Below are 24,016 nucleotides of genomic sequence, written 5' to 3' on the forward strand. Positions count from 1 at the left end.
CTGCCCGCTTTCTATCCAGGAGATTTTGTGACCGCTGACCTCGTTATCGTAGGGTCCGGCTTTTTTGGCCTGACAATTGCAGAGCAAGCCGCAACGGAGCTCGGGCTCAAGGTCGTTGTCCTCGACCGCCGCCACCACATTGGTGGAAACGCATACAGTGAAAAAGAAGAGCAGACGGGAATTGAGATCCACCGCTACGGCGCGCATCTCTTCCACACCTCAAATGAGCGGGTCTGGGAGTACGTCAACCGCTTCACCACTTTCACAAACTATGTGCACAAGGTTTACGGCGTCCACAAGGGCGAGGTCTACTCACTCCCCATCAACCTGGCCACCATCAACCAGTTCTTCCGGGCCAACCTCACCCCGGGCCAGGCCAAGGACCTGATTCAGGAACAGGCAGGCGAACTGGCGGGAACCGATCCGCAGAACCTCAATGACAAGGGAATCCAGCTGATCGGCCGGCCCCTATATGAGGCCTTCATCAAGCACTACACCGGTAAACAGTGGCAGACGGACCCCAAGGACCTGCCGGCCGGCATCATTTCCCGGCTCCCGGTGCGCTACAACTATGACAACCGGTACTTCAACGACAAGTATGAGGGCCTGCCCACCAACGGTTACACGGCCTGGATCGAAAAAATGGCAGAACACCCGAATATCGAGGTCAGGCTCAACACCGACTTCTTCGACGAAAGCCACGAGTACAGCAAGGAAAAGGTGGTTGGCACCATACCCGTCATCTACACCGGGCCTGTCGACCGCTACTTCGATTTCTCAGAGGGCGACCTTTCCTGGCGGACCATCGACTTCGAAGAGGAAGTCCTCGACGTCGGCGATTTCCAAGGCACGTCAGTGGTGAACTACAACGACGCCGACACTGCCTACACCCGCGTCATCGAACCACGGCACTTCCACCCCGAGCGGGAGTACCAGACTGAGAAAACCGTCATCATGCGCGAGTTCTCACGCGCGGCCGAAAAGGGCGACGAACCCTATTACCCCATCAACACGCCGGTGGACCGTGACCGCCTGCTCAAGTACCGCGATCTTGCAGCGGCGGAAAAGGACGTCCTGTTCGGCGGGCGCCTGGGTACCTACAAATACCTGGACATGCACATGGCCATCGGCTCTGCCCTGGCAATGTTCGATAACAAGATCCGGCCGCATTTCGAGAGTGGCGCCAAGCTGGAAAGCGGAGGCGTCGACGCATGAACGAAGCTCCGGGCTGGGCCACCCTTCAGCGGGTGATTTTCCCGCCGGAGTCCGGGGTGGACACCATGTCGCTCTATGCGGACGCCGGCCCGGCCACCGGGGCACGGTTCAAGGAGAGCGATGAGTTCGCCAGGAACACCAAGCCTGTCGAGGAAAAACTCCACCTTGTAGGTTCAAGCTCACGCGACGTTCATTTCGATGATCTGCTGTCGCGCCACTCCATCCGGGTTCGGGCGGGCGAGCAGCTCTCCCTGGGAACGTATTTTAATGCCTTCCCTGCAAGCTACTGGCGACGCTGGACCCCGTTGCGCGACATCCGGCTTGTGGTCGAGACGGCAGGACACGGCTCCGTCGCGGTCTACAAGTCCAATGCCCGCGGCACCGTTCAGCGGGTGGACGGCGCGAGGGTGGACGGCGACAGCCGGACAGAGTTCCTGCTGTCCATCAAACCGTTCGGTGATGGCGGCTGGTACTGGTTCGACCTGGCATCGGGCGCCGGGGACCTTGTCCTGAAGGAAGCCCGCTGGGAGGGACCGCCGGCACTTCGCGCCGGGGAGCAGGCCACCATCCAAATCACCACCATGGACAAGCCGGACTTCTGCCTGGCCAACATCCGGACACTGGCCGACCACCCCGAAGCGCTTGAACTCGCAAGGGAAGTCATTGTTGTCGATCAGGGCTCCCGGAAAGTCGTCGCCGAGCCAGGCTTCGCTGATGTCGCTGCGCGGCTGGGATCCAAGCTTCGCATCATCAACCAGGCCAACCTGGGCGGCTCCGGCGGCTTCGCCAGGGGCATGTACGAGGGCGTCAACAACGGCAGCGACTATGTCCTGCTGCTTGATGATGATGTGGTCATCGAGCCCGAAAGCATCCTGAGGATGATGGCATTCTCGGGCCGCTGCAAGAAACCCACGATCGTGGGCGGGCACATGTTCGACCTTTACAGCCGGAGCACCCTGTATTCGATGGGTGAGACCATCGACGCGCGGACCTTCTCGCCGAGCCAGCCGCACGAGGACATGCAGATGCGGCACGACTTCAGTGTGTCAAACCTTCGTCAGACTCCTTGGCTCCACCGGCGCTTCGACGTTGATTACAACGGCTGGTGGATGTGTATGGTCCCCACGTCGATCATCCGCGATATCGGCTTGCCGCTGCCGCTTTTCATCAAGTGGGACGACTCGGAATACGGGCTTCGCGCACGGGCTGCCGGATACCGCACAGTTTCGCTGCCCGGCGCGGCCCTCTGGCACATTTCATGGCTGGACAAGGACGACCTGGTGGGCTGGCAGGCCTACTTCCACAACCGCAACAGACTGATTACTGCGCTCCTGCACAGCCCGCATCCCAAGGGCGGGGACGTTCTTGCCAGGTCGTTCCAGGAAGATGTGAAACACCTTGTTTCGCTCCAGTACTTTACGGCACAAAACCGCCTTCAAGGCCGGGACGACCTGCTCAAGGGACCTGGCCGCCTGCACCCGACACTTGGCACCCAACTGGCCCGCATCAACGAGGCCCGCAATTCCTACACTGATGCACAAATGGTGGAGGACGTAGACGACTTTCCGGCGCCCGCCTTGGGGGCAGGACTGTCGGCGGGATCCGACAGCAGGATGCCGGCGAAAAAGGACATGGTCAGATGGGGTGTGGCCACGGTGGCACGGCAGTTGCTCAAACAGCCTTCAGCGGAGTCACTGGAGCGTCCCCAGGCCTATCTTGCGCACCTTGATAACCGCTGGTTCCGCATTGCGAATTTCGATTCGGTGGTTGTTTCAAATGCCGAGGGCACCGCTGCGTCCTGGTACAAGCGCGATCCCCGCAAACTGAAAGCCATGCTCAAGCTCTCCGCCGTGCAGCATGCCAGGCTGTTCAGGAACTGGAACTTCCTCGCAGAAACCTACCGCTCGGCCCTGCCGGACCTCGTATCCATGGAATCCTGGCGGAAAACCTTTGATGCTGCAGGCAAGTCGGCCGCTGGCTCTGAATAGCCGTCCTGGCGCGGCTGCCGGTCGGCTGCAGCCGGCCGGGGCGCGCTGGGCCGGATGGTCAGCCAGCGGTGCAGGCAAAGGCCGCTGACAGCGAGTACCAGCAGGTACATGGCCGTCAGGCCCTGCCAGGTTCCCGGGGGCTGCCAGAGCGGCTCGAACATCTCTGTCCAGTTGACGTGGTCCTGGATCCCCAACGTGTAACGGCGCATTCCTTCAAGGAAAACGTACGTGTGCGCCAGGATGGCGAGGACGATGCTCCACCGGAGCAGCGACGAGCCCCAGGGTGTCACTTTGTACGGGCGGAAGCGGACGGTGACGCCGGCCGCCAGAATCATCGTCACAACCATCGCCAAGGCGTACCGGCCCTGCCAGATCCAGCCCAGCTGCTCACTGGAACTTGCCTGCAGGACAACAGGAATCACGAGCACGGTCAGCGTGAGCAGCACCATTGCGCACCGCCCACGGACCGGACGGGACGTATAGGCGAGAAGCAGCATGGCCCCGAAGCCGAGGACCCAGGCGTAGGTGGCGGCGACGGGCGGTTGTGTGTCGAGCCAACCGAGGACACCCACGTACTGGGCCATGAAGGCGACTGTTTTATCCACCATTTCCACAGCCGCCACGTCTGCCGGGATGGATTCACTGCCGGCCAGGAGGCTTTCGAAGCTCTTTGCCGAAACAACCCACCAAAGTGCGAATGAGCATGACAGTCCTACGGCCAGGACGGCGGCCTGGGCCCGCCTGTCCCGCAGCGCCCGGAAGAGTGCAGGGGCGCTGTGACAGAGCATGGCGGAAAGGGCGGCAATGGCAAGCCAGAGCAGGGAAAGGGGCCGGGTATGGGCCAGTAGCGCACCAGCCAGCGCAAAAATGACAAGCAACAGGCTGCTGATTTTTGTTTTACGGGCGGACTGTTCAAGGATGGCGCAGAGGCTCATGAACACCGCACCTGATGCAGCGATTTCCAGGGCGTTGGGATTAATGGCGCCGGTGAGGAAAAATACGGACGGCGTCAGGGCGATGGCGCCGGCAATAACAGGCCTTTGAAAGCGGCGAAGGGAAGCAGCCGCACAAAAGATTGACGCAAGAAAAAATGAAACAAGCCAGGTGTTGATAAGCCGCATCGCATAAATGGCCGGCTCGCCGCTGAGGCCCCGGCTGCCGAGGCCAACAATTGCATAGTAAACAGGATTGTAATTGCCGGCCGACGTCTTGGCCGGAATCCAGGTCCTGTCGCCGGCATCAATTTGCTGTGAGCAGTCCGGGGTGACATCCGACTTTTGGGCAAAGCAGCTGTACTCGCCAAGGTGCGCAATGTAGCCCGGGACATTAACGGTGAGCGGCTCACCCTGAACGCCGGAGCTGCTGCCGCTGAATTGTCCCCTCGCAACGGCTGCGGCTTTGATGGCGTGGGCGGGCTCGTCGGGGACCGACATAAGGGGAGAAGCGAAGCTCCAGATCGACCCCAGGCAGCCAAACAGCAACCAAGCGGCGACCAGGACGCGGACCGGGGAAGGTAGCTGGTTGAGGCTGGATGAACGACTGTTTTTGGGCGCCAGAGCCTGCCTCTTGAAAATCTGCATGATAGTTTAAATGGTACTTGGAGCTGTGCCGTTCGCTGGCTGAACACTCCGTACCACTGGAGAGGCCACCCATCATGCGAAAATCTGCTCCCAGGGAGTCGTCCGCCTCAGCGGCGACCGCAGCAGACCCTGCCCCGTCAAACCTTGCGGTGGTCCTTTACCGGCATCCGATAGTCCGGTTCCTGCTGGTGGGCGGGTTGTCTTTTGCGCTTGACCTGGGGCTTTTGGCGATATTCCATGAGGTATTCGGGGTGCCGCTGTGGATTGCCACGCCCATCGCATTCCTCATCAGCCTGGTATTCAATTTTCTGTTGCAGCGGATTTTCACCTTCCGGGCGAATAACAATGGAAGCGTCAGCGCTGCAAAATACGTGCTGCTGGTGATCGTTAATGTCTTGGTCAGCGATTTGATTGTCACCGGCTTTGACGCGGCGGGCTGGTCATATATTTTTGGAAAGGCATCGGCAACAGCGCTGACGACAGTTTGGAATTACTTCCTCTACCGGCACTGGATTTTCAAGCGCGTTACCGAAGAGTACAGCAGTTCCTGAACTATCCAACGGGCCGGTTGTGCCCTCTGGCTTGCATGGGTTGTGCCGACACGACAAAGTCCCCGTCCCGGAAGGGATGGGGACTTCGTCGTTTCAGTCCGTAGGGCCGGTCTCAGCCCGGATGCCGCCGGGAGGCATTCGTGTTCCCGCACCCACCGGCGAACCCGGCACAGGAGCGCTGGGCAGCCCGCTGGGCCCGGTGGACGGAAGGGCCGGGCTGGGCTTCCCGGTCCGGACCGGGCTCTTGCCCTCGGGACGCCACACGGGACGCTGCTGTCCGCCATGCAGGTACCGCAAGAGAATCAGGCCTCCTGCCGCGGTGACCAACAGATAGGCGACGCTGAGGACAAACCAACCAAGTGGCGGCTGCCAGTGGGGGGACGAGAAGAGGGTCTGCCAGTTGGCTATTTCGCTGATACCAACAACGTAGCGCCGCAGCACGTAGACGAAGGTCAGGGTGTGGCAGAAAACCATTACCCAGAAAACGACCCGTGAGACCCTGACGGCAGCCGGGCTGGCGGGGAAGCGGAGTTTGCGTAATCCGAGTCCCACGCTGATGAACAGGACCATAACGAGGGGCAGGGTGTACCGGCCCTGCCAGATGAATCCCATCCCCCGCCACAGGGCGGTCTGCAGCAGCGCCGGCACCAGGTACAGCATGGCCAGGGCCACCCAGTAACCGGTCCAGTGCCGAAGCGGCCGGACGCAGAAGGGGACAATCAGTGCTGCCACCATCAACCCGCCCCAGACAAGCTGGACCAGTTCCGGCGCCGGTGTGTCGAGCCAGCCCATGGTGCCGATGTACTGCGGGAAGAAGTCGTAGGTGCGGTCAAGCATGATGATGAATCCGCGGTACAGCGGTGCATCGGGATGCGGGCTTGCAATGCCTTCCGGCGCCACGCCCACGTTTGCGGGCCCGTTGGATGCCAGGTACATCCACACCAGGCCCAGCACGGCGCCGGGGACTGCCAGCCCTGCGGCTATCAGGACGCGCTTGTCACTGAAGACGGCAATCGTGCGGCGGAAGCGGAATGAACAGACACCGACTACCAGGGCGCAGAGCAGCCAGATCAGTGATATTTGCCGGGCGTTGGCAAGGACCACCGTTGCCGCAGCAACCGTCGCCAGGGCCGGAATCACCCTTTTGGTATTGCGCCAGTTGTCCAGCACCACAACGAATCCCGCGAAAGCGGCCATGGTCGCAGCGATTTCCAGGGAGTTCGGATTGATGCCACCGCCCAGGAACAGGACCATTGGCGTGACACTCAGTGCAGCAATCAGCACCGGGAATTTTGGGCGCCTCAGTTCAGTAAGGGCTGTGAAGCCGGCGGCAAAGAACACCGCACACAGCAGCGCGCTGACCAGGCGCATTGCGTAGAGGGCCGGCGCGCCGGACATGAACAAAGTGGGCAGGCCAACCACCCAGTAGTACATGGGGTTGTAGGACCCCGCGGACGTCACCCCGATGTTGGTGAACGTATCGTCCGAATAGATGGGGGCCGTGCAGTCAGCCGCTTGGGTGCGGTTGAACTTGTAGCAGCTTTGCGCGTGCAGGCTGGCGATGTAATTGGGAACCCGGACATGGACACCATGGCCGAACGAAGTGCCTTCCTCGACCAGGACCTGGCCCCGGACCACGGCAGCGGCCTTGATGGTGTGTGCCGGTTCATCGGGAGCACCCATCAGCGGGGTAGCCAAGGACCACAGACCGAACAGGAGGGAGAAGATGGCGGTGAGGAGAGCGAACGTCGGCAGCGGCCGGGGAAGGCTGCGGCGTCCGGTGTTTTTCGTAAGGATGGTCATTGTCCGCCTCCAACGGTGCTGATGAGCCTGCGGGCGTCGGCAATGGCTTTTTTACCCGGAGACATCACGAACGCGAACGCATTGGCGTTCTTCTGCGCCTCTTCACTCAGGACGCTTTCAGCCATCGACTGGGTCAGCCTGCCCAGCTCGGGTTCCTCGTACTGCCGGCAGACGTAGACATAAATGACTGTCGCGAGCGCGTAGCCGGATCGGCCGTCGAGGCCCTGCACCACGGACCTTGCCGAGGACTGGACTGTGCCTGTGCTGACGGCGTCGACAACCGAAGTGGCCTGCAGCCGCCGGGGCTTGCCGTCGAAGACCAGTTGCGCGGCAGTAAATCTGTTGCCGATGATGCTGCCGTCCAGGATCGACAGCCCGCCGTCAGTGTCGTCGAGCTTGTTCGCAAGGTCCAGCGGCGGTGAGGATACCTGTCCCAGGACCGTTGACGGCAAGGAATCAGGGGTGGCAGGCGTCCAATCCACGCCGGCATCCCGGCCGAGATAGTCGTTGACCGGTCGGACAGTGTCCGATGGACCTTCCGGGACCAGCACCGTGATCCCGAGATCCGGCAGGTCTGTTTCGGGGTTCAACTCGAGCAGGCGCGGGTCGTTCCAGCGTGTGATCCGGCCTTCAAGGATGCCGGCAAGGACCGGCGCATCCAGCACCACGTCACTGACGTCCTTGATCTTGATGGCTACACCCACCGGCAGGACTCCTGCAGCGAAGGAGACGGCACCGTCGGCCGTGCACATCCCGCGCACGGACGCGGCCACATCGTCCGGAAGCGGGGATGAGCCAACAGCAAAATGGGCCTGCCCGTCCTGGAAAGCCTTGAGGCCGGGGGCTGTGCCGTCCGGGGAGTAGCTTACCGAGGCGCCCTTGACGGCTTCGCCCCAGGCCAGGCCCCAGGCACTGACTGACCCCTGGGCGGCATTGCTGCCGATTCCGGTCAAAGCACCCTGGATGGTACCCGGGGGAGTGGTTGAACAGGCAGCCAACGACAGGAGGCCCACCAGCAGTCCTGAAGTGCGTATTTTATTGCGGTTGGAAAGGTGAATCACGTGTCAAGCCTAATGCCCACACCCGGCGGCGACGGGCAGGCCGCCTCCCGCGGGACGCCCGGACATCCTCACCCGCAACCCGAGATCCGGTACAGCCGCGCTGCGTCGCCTTCTGAATCAACGAGGGTAAGCCCCCTGGCCTGGCCAATATCCGTGACACCCGGATAGGTCTCGGAGCCAGGCAAATCGATGAGGTAGTCGGAACCGAAATCCAGGACGTACTGGACGTTCTGGTTGCGAAGGGCGGGACACAGCCCGCTCACGTCGGGCCCGTCCTTGAGGCTTTCGTTGATCAGCTTTGCGTCCGGACCGGCTTCTGCAAACAGGTGCGCGGTCAGCACTCGCCGTCCCGTGTACGCGTAGGCGAGTGAGCTGCCGTTCCAGGGATTGTCGGCAATCACGGCGTCAGCTGGAACGTGGTCCGGCAGGCGTTTCAACAGGGCCAGTTCAGCCGGGGTCAACAAGTCGGAATCGGCACTCAACTTGTACACCCCTGATGCGCCGCGGATGTAGTGTGTGAGCGGCCCGGCGGTACTGGCCAGGGCCAGCAGGACGATGGTTGCCGCCGCGGCGACGAGGGCGGGACCGCGGCCGCGGAGTTGTGCCCGGCCTTCAAGTGTCCCCTGCAGCCTGGCCGCCATGGCTGACGACTGCCACCAGTCCCAGAGAGCCAATGCACCGAGCACGGCAAGGGGTGTGGCGAACAGCGGCAGGAGCGCTGCGAGCCTGTAGGTGTCGCCGTACCAGGTGCCTATCAGTGCGTCCCGGACGGCACCCTTGGGGAACGACGCGGCCACAACGTAAAGGCCGCCCAGGACAGCGTATGAGAATGCCATCCAGCGGTGCTTCCGTTGCCGGAAAACGGTGAGCAATCCGGCCACTGAGAGGGCGGCGACAATAACGGCCGGGATCGTGGATTGCATGGTGCTGACCGTGAGGATTTCACCGACGGCGGCGCCCGGCTTAACTGCCGGGCCCCAACTGTCGTACGGGGCTGGACGCAGCTTGAACCACAGCAGGGCCGCAACCAGGAGCACGGCCAGGCTGGCGGCACTGAACAGGACGGACCGGAGCGCGCCGGCCCGGAGGCCGGAGCGCCTCGCGATGCGCCACCAGAGCAGTCCAGCCAGGGGCAGGCCCATCGCTATGGTGGTGTTGACCGAGCTCGTGTGGGCGAAGGCAAGGCCGCCCAGCCCGAGTATCAAGGCAAAAATCCAGCTGCGCAGGGGGTCCGTGCGGGTCCGCCCGAGCCGGACAACGGCCGCGAGGCAGGTGATCAGCGCCGGCATCATGCTGACGGCCAACGCGTAGGGGAACAACGGACCCCAAACGATCATGAGATACGGGAAGGCAACCTGGGCCGCTGCAATGATCCCTGTGACCACCAGGGCTGCGGGCCGGCGCGAGATGGTTTTGGCCACCAGGAACAGGCAGGACGCGGGCCAGAGGACAGCGGCGATAACCAGGTTCAGGGCGTTCTGCGCCGTGGGGATGTCGACGGCGGCCACCTGGACCAGGAGCGCGGCGAAGGAGTGCCATGCCGCGGGATAGACGGCGTCCAGGCCCGATACCCCCTGCAACGCAGCGAGATTGAGCGAGGACGCGTTGCCGGTATCCAGGATGAACCGGATGGCGTTCAGGTGGAAGACATTGTCGAACACCTGCGAAGGGTCTGCCGGCGAGCCCACCAGCTGCGCAAACCTGATGGCTGTTGGGATTGTCGCCAAAGCCAACGCCGCGAAGGGCAGCCATTGGCGGAGGGGCGGCGCCCCTGTAAGACGCCACCTGACTCCGCGCGTTACTGCCAACGCTGCTGCGGCCAGCAGGGCACTGACCAAAAGGTAAGGCAGGATGCTCCACGGCACGCCAATGGCCCCGCCGAGTACCCCTGCCAGGCCGGCGGACGCAGTGGACAGCAGGGGCGCCAGGCCAAGGATGGCTCCGGCGCGGAACTTCAGGCACGCACCGATCAAAGCGCCCGGTATATACAGGAGCAGCACTGCCACGGCTATCGCAGGTACGGCGCCAAGCCAGCTCACAATGCGGCCCCGTCAACTTCGCGGGTCGGGGCCTCGCCCCTGACCAGGCGCAGGATGGCCAGCAGTTGGATGACGGTAACTGCCACTTCGCCGATCACCAGGCCGAGGGCGCCGCCTTGGCCGCCCATCAGGCCCGACAGGATAATCATGGCCGGCAGACCCAGCACTGCCCCAACAATGGTGCTGTAGAACACAACGCGCATCTTCTTGGCCGGTACAAGCCAGTGCGCCCCGGTGGAGGTTGTGACGCAAACCAGGAAGAATGACAGGCCAAACCAGAAGCAGGTCCAGAAATCGGCAGGCACCTTCGGGAACAGCATGAAGCTGACCCACGGCCCCAGGAGCGCCAGGAGCGCCCAGCCTGCAAGGCCGAGGCCGGTGAGGGCCCGGAGTGAAAACACCCGTCTGCGGGTATGGTCGCCGCCGTGTTCGCTGACCCAGCCCTGAAGGCTGTTACCCAGGGCAGCCGTGGCGAGGAGCCCGATCCGGTAGAACTTTTCGGCCGTTACGAAGGATGCGAGTCCGGCCGTTGACGCGGCAAACTGCACCACAAGCACAGGTGTGGACGCGTAGGCCCCGGCCGCAGCGGTGATGCCGGCACCCGCACGGAGCGCCCAGATTTCCTTCAGGATGGCGGTAAGGCCGAGTCCGTTGAAATCACTTCGGTTCGAGTGGTCCTTGTTGAACCAGAGGGTTCCCGCCAGCCCCAGCACTATCAGGGCAAGCGGGTAGAAGGAGATCTCACCCGTTGCAAACAGCAGGGGAATGACGCCCAGTGTTGCCACCATCCGGGGGAGGACGTCGTATTTGGCAATGCGCCCGGCATGTCCGGTCGCGATGCAGTACCAGGCCGGGGTCAACCCGGCAGCGGCCTGGGCGCAGGCCATCAGGAAGGCAAGCCAGAACTGGCTGGCGCCTGTGGTGAAGGCCAGTGTGAGCGCCATCAGCGGCACGGCACAGACAAACATGAACGAGCGGGTGACGAAGCTGACGGCGTAAAAGCGCCGCCGCACGGTCTCATCACCGGACGCGGCGACCGCGGCCGGGCCGGTCAGGGGCCAGCCGAGCCCGATGAGGATGGCAGCGATGGCACCGACGGCCTGTCCCACAGCGAGTGAGTTCCAGGCAGGAGCGCCGCCAACGTTGGCGATGATGGGCAGCAGGATGAAGGAGGACAGGGACGCCAGAAGCGGCAGCCCGGCGAACGCTGCGATCCTTTTGATCATGCTGCCGTCTCCCCGGTGCCGGCAGCGGCCTTACATATAGTCATAAGCGTCCTTGCCGAGCTGGCCTTTTACAAAGACGTCTTCCACTTCGCTCCTGAACCTGGACTTTTCGTTCAGGATGGCGGCGCGGTAGCGGTCCTGTTTGGCAACCTCGGCGTCAAAGTTGCCAATGAGCTGCGGGAGCATGGCTGCGGCAGCCGATACCTCGTCCTTGCCCGGCGTGATTTTGTGTTCCCAGGGGACGGGGACGTCGGCGTAAAAAGCTCCGGAGCCCCGGCGGGCCACGATGCTGAGCGCGCCGGACAATGCCGCCTCGCGGGGCATCCGGTCTTTTCCGGGATGGTGGCCCAGGTCAAGGTAGACCCCGCAGCCCTGCAGGGTGCCCACCACTTCTGCCCGGGTCATGCCAACGATCGGCTGCCATTCGATCGAGGGCGGGCACAGTTTCTTCACGGCCTCGATGATGTGGCCGCCCTTGGCCGGGTTGTACGTCACCAGGTTCACGTTGCGGCTGGTTTCCGGATGGGCCTGGAATTCGCTGTTGGGTGTGTAGTCGGAGATCAGGGACGGCACAACATCAAAGCGTGTCGCCACGAAGGCCCACGCGTAAGAGGACTGGACGAGGTGGACCACGTCGCGGTCGTTGCGGAGGAACGCGGGGGCCACCTTGTTTTTCCACATCCGGGCGAAGGGGACGGCAGCTTCTTTGGCCTTCTCAAAGGGGCCGGCATCACTTCGGTGCCACATCCGCTCCGCCATAAACGTGAGGGAGTTATCGATGCTCAACCACCAGCACATGCGGCGGGCCAGTTTTACGCCTGACATCTCGTAGACGTAGGTTTCCGGATACACCACCACGTTTCCGGGGGCGTCAATGATCGCCGGGGCCTCCGGCGCGTTGTAGATGTTGTACTGCTCAACCCTGTCGTTGTGCACCGTGTGCGGGTGCGGAACGAGGTAGGCGTCGCGGCCCAGTTCGCGCAGCATGTCGACAAGCTGATGCAGTGCTTCCGGGCCGCCGGTCCTTAGTCCTTTGTGGTACAGGACGAAGATGGTTCCTGAGTGATCGGTCATGGGTGGTCCTTCGATTTCGGCCGCGCAGTGGGGCGCCGGCGCTGCATGATGGAATTCCTGCTCAGCGCAGGCGGGCGGCCAGGGCGTCGTCGATCTTTCCCATCTTCAGGCGCTGGGCGTCACGGACGCCGGCCAGGGCGGCCACAAGGTGCTTGCGCCGGTTGGGACCAAAACCAAACCGGACCACATGGCTTTGGATCTCCATGTAAATCCGGCGCAGCACCCATTTGGGCTGCTTGAAAGCGTACCGGCGGGCGAGGACCAGGGAGTTCCTGGTGATGTAGTAGACCCGGAAAGGTGCGTGGTAGTACACAAAAAGCTTTTTCGCGCCGACGTGGGCATGCCACCCGAGGATCGTCATGGGACGCGCATTGCCCAGGCTGTGCTCAAGGTTGCAGCCCCGCCCGGCAAGGGCACGGAGCCCCTTTTCGCGGAGCCGGGCATTGAATTCCGAATCCACGCAATCAATGAAGAATCCCTCATCAAAGGACCCCACAGCGCTGAAGGTACTGGTGCGGACCAGGCTGCCGCTGGTCATGGGGTCAAAGATCTGCGGTTCCTCCGGGCTTCCCCAGGACGGCAACGGGATGTTGTTGTGCGACTCGGCGCAGACCATGCCCACGGTGGCCGGTTCGGAGGAGGAGGCAGCCGTTGCCAGGGCCGAAGCTACGTAGTCGCCGGTGAAGCGGGAATCCTGGTCCATGGTGACCACCCATTCCGGGTCCCAGCGGCTGATTGCTTCGTTGACGCCCAGGTTGAGGGCCCGGGCAATGCCGGAATTGGTGCCAAGGCGGACCACCACAGCGCCGGCGTCTTCCATGGCCCGCAGCGATTCGGTGACATCCGCCGGCGATCCGTCGTCAACCACCACCACGTGCTCCACATACTGCAGGAGCCATTCGATGTTTGCCACGTTCTCGGGGCCGGGGTTGAATGCCGAAACCACACCGCACACGTTGCGGGCACGGCTGGTCACTGCCGGTTCTTCCGCGCCCATCAGACGGCCCCCACCTGGTGGAAGCGCCGGAGCGCCGTGGCAAGATTGCGGACAAATGCCAGCCTCGCGCGCAGGATCTTTGAGGCCGAGCGGATGCCGCTGGGGGTCAGGTTCTCGCCGTGGAGCCGATGCAGGATGGTGTCTTCTTCCAGGTAAACGATCGAACGGTTGACGTTGCCCACAGTTGCTATCCACTGGTCGTGGGATTCGTCCATATAGGCGGGAAACGGCAGGATCTGGGCCAGGAGTACACGCCGGAATGCCATGGCACAGCCCCAGTGCAGCCGGTACCCCACCACGATGCCCGCAAGGTTCCGGACGGTGTGGTCCGAATCGGCCGCTTTCAGGCGGATGTCGTGGAAGCGCCCTGAGGGCCCCTCAACGTGCCGGCAGTTGCTGACCACCATGTTCCGGCCGTCAAGGGCGGAGATCATCCGTTCCACCCGGCCCGGCAGCCAGACATCATCCTGGTCCGAAAGGAACACGTATTCGCCGCGGGCTTCACCCAGGGCCCGTTCGAAAGTACGGACGTAGCCCACGTTGCGGTCGGCGTTGATCAGCCGGATCCGGGGGTCGTTCATGCCTGCGACCAGGTCGGACGTCGCGTCGGTGGAGCAGTCGTTGACCACCACCAGTTCGTCGTGGGGTCCGATTTCCGGCAGGATCGAAGCGATTTGTTCTTCGATGTGGCGGGCGCCATTGTATGCCGCCATGCACACGCTGATGCGCGGCGAAGGGGCAGTTGCGGGCTCCATAAGTTTTTTCTCCTCGGGCCTCCGGGCGGTGCCAGCGGGGCGGGCAGGGTCCCCAGCAGTCTAGCAAGCCGGGCCTGCAGGGAGGGACGCGGTGCCGGTCAACTATAATTGGTGGAACACTGCCGGCGAGCTCTTCGCGCGGAATCCACGGAAGGAACCTCAGGTCCATGACCGTTGACGTAATGTTGCCGTACTACGGCGATGTCCATCAAATGAAGCTCGCAGCCCGCAGCGTGATGAATCAGGAAAACCAGGACTGGCGGCTCGTGGTTATCGACGACGGCTACCCGGATCCCGAGCCTGAGCGCTGGTTTTCCACGATCACGGATCCCCGGGTCACGTACCTCAAGAACGAGCAGAACCTGGGTGCCAACGGAAATTACCGTAAGGCCCTGACCCTCGTCGAGGCACCGTATGTTGTCATCATGGGCGCAGACGACGTTATGCTGCCCAACTACCTTGACCTCGTGACGAGCGCGTTCGCGGAATACCCGAAGGCGGACGTGATCCAGCCGGGTGTCCAGGTGATCGACGAGCAGGGAATCGCCTGCACGCCGCTCGTGGATGCGGTGAAAAAGATCTACGCTCCCAAGACCAGCGAGCGGATCGAACTGAAGGGCGAAGTGATGGCCACCAGCCTGGTGCGTGCCGACTGGGCTTACTTCCCGTCCCTTGCCTGGCGCTCGGAGACTGTGAAGCGCATCGGCTTCACCGAGGGCCTGGATGTGGTCCAGGATCTTGCCCTCCTGCTGGACATCGCCGCCGAGCATGGTTCGATGATTGTTGACCCGGTCCTGGCGTTCCTTTACCGCCGGCACTCGGCGTCTGACTCGTCGGTTCGCGCGCTTGACGGCCGCCGTTTTGATGAGGAACGACGCTTCTTCCAGCAGCAGGCGGAACGTTTCGCGGCCATGGGTTGGAAGGGCGCCGCGAGGGCCGCGAACTTCCATACGACGTCCAGGCTCAACGCCGCGTCGTTGATCCTGAAGTCCGTCGGCAAAGGCAAGTTCGACTCGCTGCCCAGGCTGGCGAAGCACATCGTGCGTTAGTCAGCCCCGTAACGGAGTGGGCTTAACGCCGTCGGGTCCCCAACAGAACACTGTTGGGGACCCGATCGCGTTAACGGGATCGTCAGCCCTCCGGGTCCGCTGCACCGGCGTTCCGGGTACCGGACTCGAAACGGTGCTGCAGGACTTTCAGCTCGGATTTGAGGATTGCCACTTCCTCGCACAGGATCCTGACCTCGTCCTCGGCCTGGGACTGTTCCCGGGACAGGTGGAGGCAGACGCCCACCAGCAGCACAAGCGTCATGATGAACAGCAGGTTAGCCGGGACCTGGATGCCCAGCAGCCCGCTGGCTTTTTCCAGCAGGGAGGGGAAGGCCGAAAGCAGGAGGGTGCCGATGCCCACCACAATCCAGAGGATGGCGTACTTTTCCCGTAGTTTCTGGCGGCGGAGCATTTCGAAAACAAAAAAGAGTATTGCCAGGACGACAATGGAGCCCATCAGGAGCGACATGTTGGATTTCCTAGTTGGTAGACGGCTCGGTTTTTTTCCGGGTCAGCGCGAACAGGAGCGCCAATCCGGAGCGTCCAAGGTACATCGCTGCCTTGACAGGGTTGTGGCTCGGCGTGCCACCCTGCCGCTCCCGCATGGACACCCCGACCTGCTGGACTGTACAGCCTGAGCGGATGGCGACGACCAGGGAATCGATGGTGTCCCCGAGGTACTCGGCAGGGTAGTGATCCACGTACTGGCGGATGGCCTTGGAGTTGGCCGCCCGGAATCCTGAGGTGACGTCGGTGAGTTTTGTTCCGGCCAACCGGGAGATGGTCCAGGCCAGGACGTTCATGGCCCACTTGCGGGGGCCGCGGACCTCGTAGTTGCCTTTGTCCGCGAATCTGGCGCCGATGGCAATGTCCGCGTGTTCGAGGCCGTCCAGGACGGCTTTGATGTCCCTGGGATCGTGCTGTCCGTCTGCGTCCACCTGGATCACCTGGCTGTACCCGTGGGCCTTGGCGTATTTGAAGCCCGTCCGCATGGCGCCGCCCACCCCCATGTTGAACGGCAGCTGCAGCACGATGGCCCCGGCGGCCCGGGCCACGTCCGCGGTGTTGTCCCGCGACCCGTCGTCCACCACCAGCACGTCGCAGGAAGGCCCGAATTCAAAGACCTCCGTGATGGTTTTTCCAACGGATTCTGATTCGTTCCATGCCGGCATGATGACCAGCGTGTCGGACCGTGTCACTTCGCGCGGTCCACATTCTCGACATAGCTCTTGAGGCGCGTTGAAACGAGCGGAAGCTCCAGCCCGGAAGCCTTGATCTTGGCCAGGTCCAGCGCGCTGTTCAGTGGGCGGGGGGCTGCGGACTTCCCCTTGAAGTACTCCTCGGTACTCACCCCGGTCACCGACCCGCGCGGTTTGCCGGACAGCTCGTAAACGTCCGCTGCAATGTCAGCCCACGACTGCGGCTCGCCGTCGTTGCTGAGGTTGTAGGTCCCGTACGCTGCACCTGACGTCAGCAGATGCCTGATGCCGGCCGCGATGTCGCTGGTGAAGCTGAGGCGTCCCACCTGGTCGTTGACCACCGACGGTTCAATGCCGCGGTCAGCCAGCGAGGCCATGGTCCGGACGAAGTTGTTGCCTTCGCCGATCACCCAACTGGTCCGCACGATGTAGTGGCGCGGAACCACGCTGACGATCGCGTCGCCGGCGGCTTTCGTTTGGCCGTAGACGCCGAGCGGCGTCAGCGGTTCCGTTTCGTGGTGGACTGCCAGGCCGCCGTCGAACACGTAATCGGAGGAGACGTGCACCAGCGTGAGGTCATGTTCGACGGCGGTCCGCGCCAAACGCGATACGGCGGCGACGTTGACGGCCCAGGCGGCCTCGCGGCCTTCGGGGGTCTCCGCGGTGTCCACGGCGGTGTAGGCGGCCGCGTTGATGATCGTGGAGTAGTTCTTCCAGTTCCGGCCGGCGAAGGCTTCGTCGCTGCCGAGGTCGAACCCGGCGCGGCCGGCGAACTCAACGGAAGGGTCGCCGTCGTACAACCCGCGGAGGGCCTTGCCCAACTGGCCGTCGGCACCCACCACCAGGGTCTTTTTCGCGGGCATGGGGATCACGTCAGCCAGGCGCGGGTGCGCCTTGTCCTTGTCGGACAGCTCCGCCTGCGCCAGGGAAATGGGCCACTGGATCGCTGAAACCTCATCCGCAAGGTTGAGGAACGTGTACTGGCCCTGCGCGTCCGCTGACCAGTGGTCGTTGACCAGGTACGTGTACGCGGTGTTGTCCTCGAGGGTCTGGAACGCGTTGCCCACACCGCGGGGAATGAAGATCGCCTGGCTGGCGTCCATTTCGGCGGTGAAGACGGCGCCGAACGACGGGCCTTCGCGCAGGTCAACCCACGCGCCGAAAATCCGGCCGGTGGCCACGGAGATGAATTTGTCCCACGGCTCCGCGTGGATGCCGCGGGTGGTGCCCGCCTTCTCGTTGAAGGAAATGTTGTTCTGGACAGGCTGGAAATCCGGCAGGCCCAAAGCCACCATCTTTTCCCGCTGCCAGTTTTCCTTGAACCAGCCGCGGTTGTCGCCGTGGACGGGCAGATCGTAAAGGACAACGCCCGGAATGGGTGTTTCCGTGGCCGTCAGCTTTTTGCCGAACTCGATGGCCATGGGCTACTGGCCCTGCTCTTTGTACTTGGCTTCCGTGGCGGCCTTCTGCGGGCGCCACCAGTCCTGGTTGTCGCGGTACCAGGCGATGGTGTCCTCGATGCCGAGGTCAAAGTTGGAGAACTGGGGTTCCCAGCCGAGCTCGTCACGGAGCCTGGTGGAGTCAATGGCGTAGCGCAGGTCATGGCCCGGCCGGTCCACCACGTGGTCGTAAGCGTCCGGGGACTGGCCCATGTGCTTGAGGATCAGCTCCACAACCTCTTTGTTGTTCTTTTCGCCGTCGGCGCCGATCAGGTACGTCTCACCGATGGTGCCCTTGTCGATGATGGCCAGCACCGCGGAGGAGTGGTCATTGGCGTGGATCCAGTCGCGGACGTTTTCGCCTTTGCCGTACAGCTTCGGGCGGATTCCGTCGATCACGTTGGTGATCTGGCGCGGAATGAACTTCTCCACGTGCTGGTACGGGCCGTAGTTGTTGGAGCAGTTGCTGATGGTGGCCTGCAGCCCGAAGGACCGGACCCAGGCGCGGACCAGCAGGTCGGAGCCCGCCTTGGTGGACGAGTACGGGCTCGACGGGTTGTACGGGGTCTGCTCGGTGAACCGCTCCGGGTCATCCAGCTCCAGGTCGCCGTAAACCTCATCCGTGGAAATGTGGTGGAAGCGCCGGTTGTGCTTGCGGGCCGCTTCGATCAGCACGTAGGTGCCGATGATGTTGGTGTCCAGGAAGGGGCGCGGATCGTGGAGGGAGTTGTCATTGTGTGATTCGGCCGCGTAATGAACCACAACATCGGTCTCGGCGACGAGGCCGTCCACCAGGCCGGAATCGGCGATATCCCCCTGCACAAAACTGAAACGGTCTGCAGGGAGGCCCTTGAGGGACTCCAGGTTGCCCGCGTAGGTGAGCTTATCCAGCACCGTCACGGTGTGGTCAGTGTGCTCCAGCACGTAGTGGACAAAATTTGAACCAATGAACCCGGCACCGCCGGTTACGAGGAGTCGCGACATAGTCCCCAACGATACCGGATTTGCCGACGCACTTAGTGGGAGGAAAGATGGTGGCATGCGCGGAATAATACTTGCCGGCGGTACCGGCTCCAGGCTTCACCCGATCACATTGGGAATCAGCAAGCAGTTGGTCCCGGTTTACGACAAGCCAATGATCTATTATCCGCTTTCCACCCTGATACTCGCCGGCATCCGTGACATCCTCATTATCACCACGCCCCACGACAGCGAGCAGTTCCAGCGGCTGCTGGGGGATGGCTCCCGTTTCGGCGTCTCCATCACGTACAAAGAGCAGCCGTCCCCGGATGGTTTGGCGCAGGCGTTTGTCCTTGGCGCAGAGCACATCGGGGATGACAGCGTCGCCCTGGTCCTCGGCGACAACATCTTCTACGGCCCGGGAATGGGCACCCAGCTGCGCCGGTTCGAAAATATCGACGGCGGGGCCGTCTTTGGGTATTGGGTGGCGGACCCGAAGGCTTATGGCGTGGTGGAATTTGACTCCGCGGGGAAGGCTATTTCCCTCGAAGAAAAACCCGAAAAGCCCAAAAGCCACTACGCGGTACCCGGCTTGTATTTCTACGACAATGACGTGGTGGAAATTGCCAGGGACCTCAAGCCTTCGGCCCGGGGCGAGCTCGAGATTACCGATGTAAACCGCACCTACCTGGACCGGGGCAAGCTGCAGGTTGAAATCCTGCCCCGGGGCACCGCATGGCTGGACACCGGAACGTTCAGCGACCTCAACGATGCGTCCAACTTTGTCCGAACCACGGAGAACCGCCAGGGATTGAAGATTGGCGCACCCGAAGAAATCGCATGGCGGCTGGGCTTCCTGTCAGATGAGGAACTCCGCAAGTTGGCTGAGCCCCTTGTTAAGAGCGGCTACGGTGCGTACCTGATCAACCTGCTCGAGCACGGACGTTAAGGGCGCCGCGCACTGCAGAGCCGGCGGACCGCTCCCCGGATGCCGACGGATATTCCGTCCGGCGTTCGGGGAGCATTTTCGTTAATTGCGTCAACAACACAAGAGGGCCCGGCGACGGTGCGTTACCGTGTCCGGGCCCTCCTTCTGCTGGTGCCGCGTGCTAGGACACTGTGGTCCAGACACCGCGTGAAGCGGTCCAGTTGACCCGGCCGTTCTGGAAGTTCTGGCTGCAGGAACCGTTGCCGGGCGTGCACGTCTGGCTTGACGTGGGGAAGCCGAGCCGGCCCGCCTCGAACCCCTGGGTTGCCCAGGCTTGCTGGATGGGGCCTGGCGTGAGGGGATGGGCGCCGCTGGTGGGCGACCACATGATGGTTCCCTTTTCGAAGTTCTGGAAACACCCTCCGCTGCGCAGGCCGCAGGTCGTTCCGCTGGTGGGGTAGCCCAGGGACCCGGTCTCATACCCGGAGGTGGCCCACCTGGCCCGGATGGGGGCCGAGGTCAGGGCGTGCGCCCCGGTTGAGGGCGAGTACATGACGGTTCCCTTGGTGAAGTTCTGGAAACAGCCGTTTTTCTGCAGGCCGCAGATTTGCCCGCTGACCGGGTAGCCAAGTTTTCCACCTTCGAAGCCGGAACCGGCCCAGGCGTCCCGGACGGGGCCAAACATGACGGCGTTGGCGCCGCTGGCCTTGGACCACATGACGGTTCCGGCCGAGTAGTTCTGGAAGCAACCGCCGCCCGCCAGTCCACAAACAACGCCGGATGCCGGGTAGCCGAGGGTGCTGTTCTCGAATCCGGCCTTCTGCCAGAAGTCGCGGATGGGGCCGTTGATGCTGGGCTGGGCGCCGGTCTTCGGTGAGTACATCAGGGCTCCCTTCTCAAACATCTGGAAGCAGCCTGCGTCCTTGAGTCCGCAGTACTGGCCTGAGGTTGGGAACCCCAGCGTACCGGTGCCCCAGCCGGATGTTGCCCATCCTGCAGCCATGGGTCCGGCTGGAACGGTCGCAGGGGGAGTGGCACGGGAGTAGGCGGCGACGCCTTTTTCAAACGGCTGCCGGCACTGGGTCTGCGCATCGGAGCAGGTTGCAGTGCCGGTGGGGTAGCCCAGGCTCCCGTTTTCAAAACCGGTGCTCTGCCAGTAGGAGAGCAGTTTGCCGGTGACCGGGAATGCCCCGGTGGCAGGTGAGAACAGGAGGGTTCCCTTCTGGAACAGTTGGTAGCAGCCGCCGGCCCGGATGCCGCAGACTTCCCCGCCGATGGGGTAGCCGATCGGTTCGCCCCGGGTCAGTGCCGCCTTCCATGAGTCAGCCATGCCCAGGTAGATGGGCCAGGCGCCTGTGGTTGAGGTCCAGGCCACCACCCCGCCCGTGAAATTCTGCCGGCAGGTGGAGGCTGCGCAGGTGGCTTCCGCGGCAGGGTAGCCCAGGAGGCCGTTTTCATAGCCGGCACGGCCCCAGGCGTCCAGCAGGGGGCCGGCCTTGACCAGCTTCGCAGCCGTTGCGGGGCTCCAGAGGACCGTTCCGGCCTCGAACAACTGGAAGCAGCCGCCTGCTTTGAGGCCGCACACCGCGTTGCTGGTGGGGTAGCCCAGGGCGCCGTTCTCATAGCCCCTGGCCGCCCAGTAATCCCGGATGGCGCCGAAGCCGAGGACTGATGCGCCGGTGGCAGGGGACCAGAGGATGGAGCCGCCCTGGTAGTTCTGGAAGCAGCCACCCTTCTTGAGCCCGCATACCACCCCTGATGTGGGGTAGCCCAGGGAGCCGTTTTCGAAGCCGTTCCGCTGCCAGGCGTCCCTGATGGGTCCGTTGAGGCTCGGTTGGGCGCCCAAGTCAGGCGACCACATGATGGCGCCGCCCTGGTAGACGCGGTAACAGCCGCCATCCCGGAGTCCGCAGACGATGTCGCTGGTGGCAGCCCCGAGGGCGGGCAGCGTGGCACGCAGCGCATTGATGGGCGCCGCGGCGGCCACGTTGTTGCTGTTCGACGCGAAGGCCTTCAGCCCTGCCAGGTCACCGTTCCACACGTTTGAGTCGCCGGCCAGGGGTCCGGTGCTGCTGTACTGCCAGATGCTGTAGGTGTTCCAGCTGCCGGTGGGAACGGCGCCGGCGTTGTTTGTCGGGGCGCCGGGGTAGGCGGCAACCCAGAGGGGGTAGTCTCCGAACCCTGTCGGGTTGCCGAGGCACTGGTTCCACCATGAGGTGTTGGTGTAAATGGCGGGCAGGCGCCCTGTCAGCGACCTGACGGTGTTGCCGAAGTCCCTGACCCAGGCGCCAAGCTGCGCGGCGGACATGTCGTAGCAGGTGTTGCCGTAGTAGATCCCGTCGATGGTCCGGCCCTCGTAGGGGTTGAACTCGAAGTCCAGGACAGGCGGCAGCGTTGAGCCGTCGGCTGACCAGCCGCCGCCGTTGCGGACGAAGTACCGGGCCTGCTCGGCGCCGGAGGACCTGTTGGGGATGGCGAAGTGGTAGGCGCCGCGGATCATCCCGACGTTGCGTGAACCCTGGTACTGGGATGAGTAGGACGGATTTGTGTAGTACGTGCCTTCGGTGGCCTTGACGTACGCGAAGCGCGCGCCCATGTTCCACTGCTGGTTCCAGTCCACGCTTGGCTGGTGTCCGCTGACATCCAGGCCCTGGACGCCAAAGGTGGGCATCCACGTGCCTTCTGCGGACGGCGATTCGGAGCGGAGTAACCGTGCTGAGGAACTCCTGGCGGTCACCCGCGCTGACCGTTGACCCATTTCGGCCCCGCCGGCCGCCAGCACGTCTGCCATGGATTCGTTAAGGGTTGGCTCAGGTGACGGTGCTGCGGGGGCCGGCGCAGGCGCCGGTAGGGTCTGTGCCGGGGCGGGAGCTGTCGGTGTGGCGGAGGGCGACGGGGCCGGTGCGGCGGGTGTGGTCTGCTGAGCGCCGGTGCCGGTTGCCGGCTTGCTGGTTTCCACCGCCGATCCGGACACGGGCGGGACTGTGGGCTGCGGCGTTACTGCCGAGGCGATGCCCGGCCCTGCTATCAGGGACGCTGCCAGCGCGGCCGCGCCAATCAGGCTGAGAAAGGGTCGTGAGACAGGCGACGGGCGCGACTTCATATGAACTCCGGTGATAGGGCCGCTCCCCAGAAGCGAGCCATCAGAATCTGCTGATCCCGGACAAACAACACATCCGGGATTCCGCAGGGGAATGTCAGAGACAACTGGCTGGGCCAACGTAGCACCATGTGCTAAATGTGACCAGTGTTTCAGTTGATTCCAATGTGACCATTATGCAGGCAGACGCAAGGGGCCGGAAGTCACACGGCATCCTCATCTTTTGCGGGGCAGAGTCGGCGCCGGAAACGGGCGGAAAGGCGCGTGGAGACACCGGCGCGCGGAGGTCTTCCACATTCGTGCGGGAACACCTTGGCACTCCTCCGCCCAACACGCCGTATGAGATTTACGTGGCGCGGAACGGGGCGTCGGAACTGTCCGCGCTGAGCGACCAGCAGGTCCGCGGCGTCGTAGAACGGATGCTCGAAAGCTCAGGACGGCGCCTGGACGGGCCCTCACGCGTCGTGGACGCGTCCCTCGTCTGCACAGCTTTACTCTGCACAGCTTTACTTGGACGGCGGAGTGGAGGTGTCCCGCGGATCGGGTTTCGGGATTACTCCTTCGTCCCCGGGAAGCACCTTGCCCTGATCCCGCTCGGCCTGATCCTCAACATTCAGCTCCCATGCGTCGCCCGGCGAGCAGGGGGCGGTAGCGCCGATACTGTAGGACTGGTCAGCGGCATCAGTATCGAATTCAGCCCGGAGGACGGGTCCGCCCTCTGCGAAGACCACCGGGTGTGTTGTCGGGTTTACGGTGCGTACGGTCATGCCCAGGGATTCCCAGTATTCGGCGACGCGTTGGGCGTCTTTAATGTGTTCCGTTCCCTGGGGTGCCCAGTGGTCGTAGCTGTAGTTGGCACCCTCCACACCTTTTCCGAGGGCGCATTCCTGCGCCCCGGCTACACCGTTGCGGGGCCACCACCCGGTGACGTCGAGCTGTTTGGTGGTGTTGATGACGAGCTCGACCACACGGTCCCGTCCATCTCTGGCGCTGACCGTCTGTTCCGGTGTCGTAGTCTCTGACATTGTGGTGTTTGGCTCCTTCTCAGCGCA

The 24,016-nt window shown here is 63.2% G+C and carries 19 protein-coding genes and 1 pseudogene; 6 read left to right on the forward strand and 14 right to left on the reverse strand.

The window, feature by feature from the left end; all coding sequences use genetic code 11:
• The first annotated feature begins 27 nt into the window (after positions 1 to 27).
• Both glf and QRN07_RS07605 read left to right on the forward strand, forming a co-directional pair.
• On the forward strand, positions 28 to 1,215 hold the full coding sequence (gene glf, locus QRN07_RS07600) for a UDP-galactopyranose mutase (RefSeq protein WP_050685607.1): 1,188 nt from the start codon (positions 28 to 30) through the stop codon (positions 1,213 to 1,215).
• Positions 1,212 to 3,203 carry a glycosyltransferase gene (locus QRN07_RS07605; protein ID WP_285240734.1) on the forward strand — a complete coding sequence of 664 codons (1,992 nt, stop codon included), beginning with the start codon at positions 1,212 to 1,214 and terminating at the stop codon, positions 3,201 to 3,203. The genes glf and QRN07_RS07605 overlap by 4 nt, the downstream gene beginning before the upstream one ends.
• On the opposite strand, the gene QRN07_RS07610 is transcribed toward QRN07_RS07605, so the two are convergent.
• On the reverse strand, positions 3,113 to 4,783 hold the full coding sequence (locus QRN07_RS07610) for a DUF2142 domain-containing protein (protein WP_285240735.1): 1,671 nt from the start codon (positions 4,781 to 4,783) through the stop codon (positions 3,113 to 3,115). The two genes, QRN07_RS07605 and QRN07_RS07610, sit on opposite strands and share 91 nt — an antisense overlap.
• Before the next feature lie 74 nt (positions 4,784 to 4,857).
• Between QRN07_RS07610 and QRN07_RS07615 the strand changes: the two genes are divergently transcribed.
• On the forward strand, positions 4,858 to 5,334 hold the full coding sequence (locus tag QRN07_RS07615) for a GtrA family protein (protein WP_285240736.1): 477 nt from the start codon (positions 4,858 to 4,860) through the stop codon (positions 5,332 to 5,334).
• Between the two features lie 93 nt (positions 5,335 to 5,427).
• Here the strand turns inward: QRN07_RS07615 and QRN07_RS07620 are convergent, their stop codons facing one another.
• From QRN07_RS07620 to QRN07_RS07650, 7 genes are all read right to left on the reverse strand, one after another.
• Positions 5,428 to 7,137, reverse strand: a complete 1,710-nt coding sequence (locus tag QRN07_RS07620; protein ID WP_285240737.1) for a DUF2142 domain-containing protein — start codon at positions 7,135 to 7,137, stop codon at positions 5,428 to 5,430.
• A complete protein-coding gene (locus tag QRN07_RS07625; protein ID WP_082178293.1) occupies positions 7,134 to 8,198 on the reverse strand; it encodes a substrate-binding domain-containing protein in 1,065 nt (354 codons plus the stop codon). The genes QRN07_RS07620 and QRN07_RS07625 overlap by 4 nt, the downstream gene beginning before the upstream one ends.
• 68 nt (positions 8,199 to 8,266) lie before the next feature.
• Positions 8,267 to 10,237: a DUF6541 family protein gene (locus tag QRN07_RS07630; protein WP_285240738.1), complete on the reverse strand. Its 1,971-nt coding sequence runs from the start codon at positions 10,235 to 10,237 to the stop codon at positions 8,267 to 8,269.
• On the reverse strand, positions 10,234 to 11,463 hold the full coding sequence (locus tag QRN07_RS07635) for a lipopolysaccharide biosynthesis protein (RefSeq protein ID WP_285240739.1): 1,230 nt from the start codon (positions 11,461 to 11,463) through the stop codon (positions 10,234 to 10,236). The genes QRN07_RS07630 and QRN07_RS07635 overlap by 4 nt, the downstream gene beginning before the upstream one ends.
• A 30-nt stretch (positions 11,464 to 11,493) precedes the next feature.
• Positions 11,494 to 12,537 (reverse strand): hypothetical protein, encoded by a 1,044-nt coding sequence (locus tag QRN07_RS07640; RefSeq protein ID WP_056597195.1) that lies wholly within the window; start codon positions 12,535 to 12,537, stop codon positions 11,494 to 11,496.
• Positions 12,538 to 12,598: 61 nt separating this feature from the next.
• On the reverse strand, positions 12,599 to 13,513 hold the full coding sequence (locus QRN07_RS07645; RefSeq protein ID WP_235504660.1) for a glycosyltransferase: 915 nt from the start codon (positions 13,511 to 13,513) through the stop codon (positions 12,599 to 12,601).
• A gap of 20 nt (positions 13,514 to 13,533) precedes the next feature.
• The gene (locus QRN07_RS07650; RefSeq protein ID WP_056597199.1) at positions 13,534 to 14,289 is read right to left on the reverse strand and encodes a glycosyltransferase; all 756 of its coding nucleotides are present in this window, start codon (positions 14,287 to 14,289) and stop codon (positions 13,534 to 13,536) included.
• 167 nt (positions 14,290 to 14,456) lie between these two features.
• Between QRN07_RS07650 and QRN07_RS07655 the strand changes: the two genes are divergently transcribed.
• Positions 14,457 to 15,338: a glycosyltransferase family 2 protein gene (locus tag QRN07_RS07655; RefSeq protein ID WP_050685624.1), complete on the forward strand. Its 882-nt coding sequence runs from the start codon at positions 14,457 to 14,459 to the stop codon at positions 15,336 to 15,338.
• 82 nt (positions 15,339 to 15,420) lie between these two features.
• Here QRN07_RS07655 and QRN07_RS07660 read toward each other — a convergent pair whose 3' ends face one another.
• Genes QRN07_RS07660 through rfbB form a run of 4 tightly spaced genes read right to left on the reverse strand, consistent with a single transcriptional unit; the run spans position 15,421 to position 18,960 of the window.
• Complete coding sequence (locus QRN07_RS07660; RefSeq protein ID WP_050685625.1) at positions 15,421 to 15,807, reverse strand: DUF2304 domain-containing protein; 387 nt, start codon at positions 15,805 to 15,807, stop codon at positions 15,421 to 15,423.
• 10 nt (positions 15,808 to 15,817) lie between these two features.
• On the reverse strand, positions 15,818 to 16,510 hold the full coding sequence (locus tag QRN07_RS07665; protein WP_502934784.1) for a glycosyltransferase family 2 protein: 693 nt from the start codon (positions 16,508 to 16,510) through the stop codon (positions 15,818 to 15,820).
• 23 nt (positions 16,511 to 16,533) lie between these two features.
• Complete coding sequence (locus QRN07_RS07670; RefSeq protein WP_056597201.1) at positions 16,534 to 17,958, reverse strand: sugar nucleotide-binding protein; 1,425 nt, start codon at positions 17,956 to 17,958, stop codon at positions 16,534 to 16,536.
• Between the two features lie 3 nt (positions 17,959 to 17,961).
• The gene (rfbB, locus tag QRN07_RS07675; RefSeq protein ID WP_050685627.1) at positions 17,962 to 18,960 is read right to left on the reverse strand and encodes a dTDP-glucose 4,6-dehydratase; all 999 of its coding nucleotides are present in this window, start codon (positions 18,958 to 18,960) and stop codon (positions 17,962 to 17,964) included.
• Between the two features lie 55 nt (positions 18,961 to 19,015).
• On the opposite strand from rfbB, the gene rfbA reads away from it, so the two are divergent.
• Positions 19,016 to 19,885 (forward strand): glucose-1-phosphate thymidylyltransferase RfbA, encoded by an 870-nt coding sequence (gene rfbA / locus QRN07_RS07680; protein ID WP_050685628.1) that lies wholly within the window; start codon positions 19,016 to 19,018, stop codon positions 19,883 to 19,885.
• Positions 19,886 to 20,045: 160 nt separating this feature from the next.
• Here rfbA and QRN07_RS07685 read toward each other — a convergent pair whose 3' ends face one another.
• Positions 20,046 to 22,535 (reverse strand): GH25 family lysozyme, encoded by a 2,490-nt coding sequence (locus QRN07_RS07685; protein ID WP_285240741.1) that lies wholly within the window; start codon positions 22,533 to 22,535, stop codon positions 20,046 to 20,048.
• A 758-nt stretch (positions 22,536 to 23,293) separates the two neighbouring features.
• Between QRN07_RS07685 and QRN07_RS07690 the strand changes: the two are divergent.
• Positions 23,294 to 23,443 (forward strand): annotated as a pseudogene (locus QRN07_RS07690) (CpaF family protein); the annotation flags it as partial.
• A 27-nt stretch (positions 23,444 to 23,470) separates the two neighbouring features.
• Here QRN07_RS07690 and QRN07_RS07695 read toward each other — a convergent pair.
• Positions 23,471 to 23,989: a hypothetical protein gene (locus QRN07_RS07695; RefSeq protein ID WP_285240793.1), complete on the reverse strand. Its 519-nt coding sequence runs from the start codon at positions 23,987 to 23,989 to the stop codon at positions 23,471 to 23,473.
• Positions 23,990 to 24,016 lie beyond the last annotated feature (27 nt).

It is taken from the genome of Pseudarthrobacter sp. MEB009 (assembly GCF_030208875.1).
Classification (GTDB): Bacteria; Actinomycetota; Actinomycetes; order Actinomycetales; family Micrococcaceae; genus Arthrobacter.

Coding starts and splice junctions, on each gene's coding strand:
- QRN07_RS07605 (WP_285240734.1), top strand. CDS start 1,212: ATGAACGAAGCTCCGGGCTGGGCCACCCTTCAGCGGGTGATTTTCCCG.
- QRN07_RS07610 (WP_285240735.1), bottom strand. CDS start 4,783: ATGCAGATTTTCAAGAGGCAGGCTCTGGCGCCCAAAAACAGTCGTTCA.
- QRN07_RS07615 (WP_285240736.1), top strand. CDS start 4,858: ATGCGAAAATCTGCTCCCAGGGAGTCGTCCGCCTCAGCGGCGACCGCA.
- QRN07_RS07620 (WP_285240737.1), bottom strand. CDS start 7,137: ATGACCATCCTTACGAAAAACACCGGACGCCGCAGCCTTCCCCGGCCG.
- QRN07_RS07635 (WP_285240739.1), bottom strand. CDS start 11,463: ATGATCAAAAGGATCGCAGCGTTCGCCGGGCTGCCGCTTCTGGCGTCC.
- QRN07_RS07640 (WP_056597195.1), bottom strand. CDS start 12,537: ATGACCGATCACTCAGGAACCATCTTCGTCCTGTACCACAAAGGACTA.
- QRN07_RS07650 (WP_056597199.1), bottom strand. CDS start 14,289: ATGGAGCCCGCAACTGCCCCTTCGCCGCGCATCAGCGTGTGCATGGCG.
- QRN07_RS07655 (WP_050685624.1), top strand. CDS start 14,457: ATGACCGTTGACGTAATGTTGCCGTACTACGGCGATGTCCATCAAATG.
- QRN07_RS07660 (WP_050685625.1), bottom strand. CDS start 15,807: ATGTCGCTCCTGATGGGCTCCATTGTCGTCCTGGCAATACTCTTTTTT.
- QRN07_RS07665 (WP_502934784.1), bottom strand. CDS start 16,510: ATGCCGGCATGGAACGAATCAGAATCCGTTGGAAAAACCATCACGGAG.
- QRN07_RS07670 (WP_056597201.1), bottom strand. CDS start 17,958: ATGGCCATCGAGTTCGGCAAAAAGCTGACGGCCACGGAAACACCCATT.
- rfbB (WP_050685627.1), bottom strand. CDS start 18,960: ATGTCGCGACTCCTCGTAACCGGCGGTGCCGGGTTCATTGGTTCAAAT.
- rfbA (WP_050685628.1), top strand. CDS start 19,016: ATGCGCGGAATAATACTTGCCGGCGGTACCGGCTCCAGGCTTCACCCG.
- QRN07_RS07685 (WP_285240741.1), bottom strand. CDS start 22,535: ATGCCCACCTTTGGCGTCCAGGGCCTGGATGTCAGCGGACACCAGCCA.
- QRN07_RS07695 (WP_285240793.1), bottom strand. CDS start 23,989: ATGTCAGAGACTACGACACCGGAACAGACGGTCAGCGCCAGAGATGGA.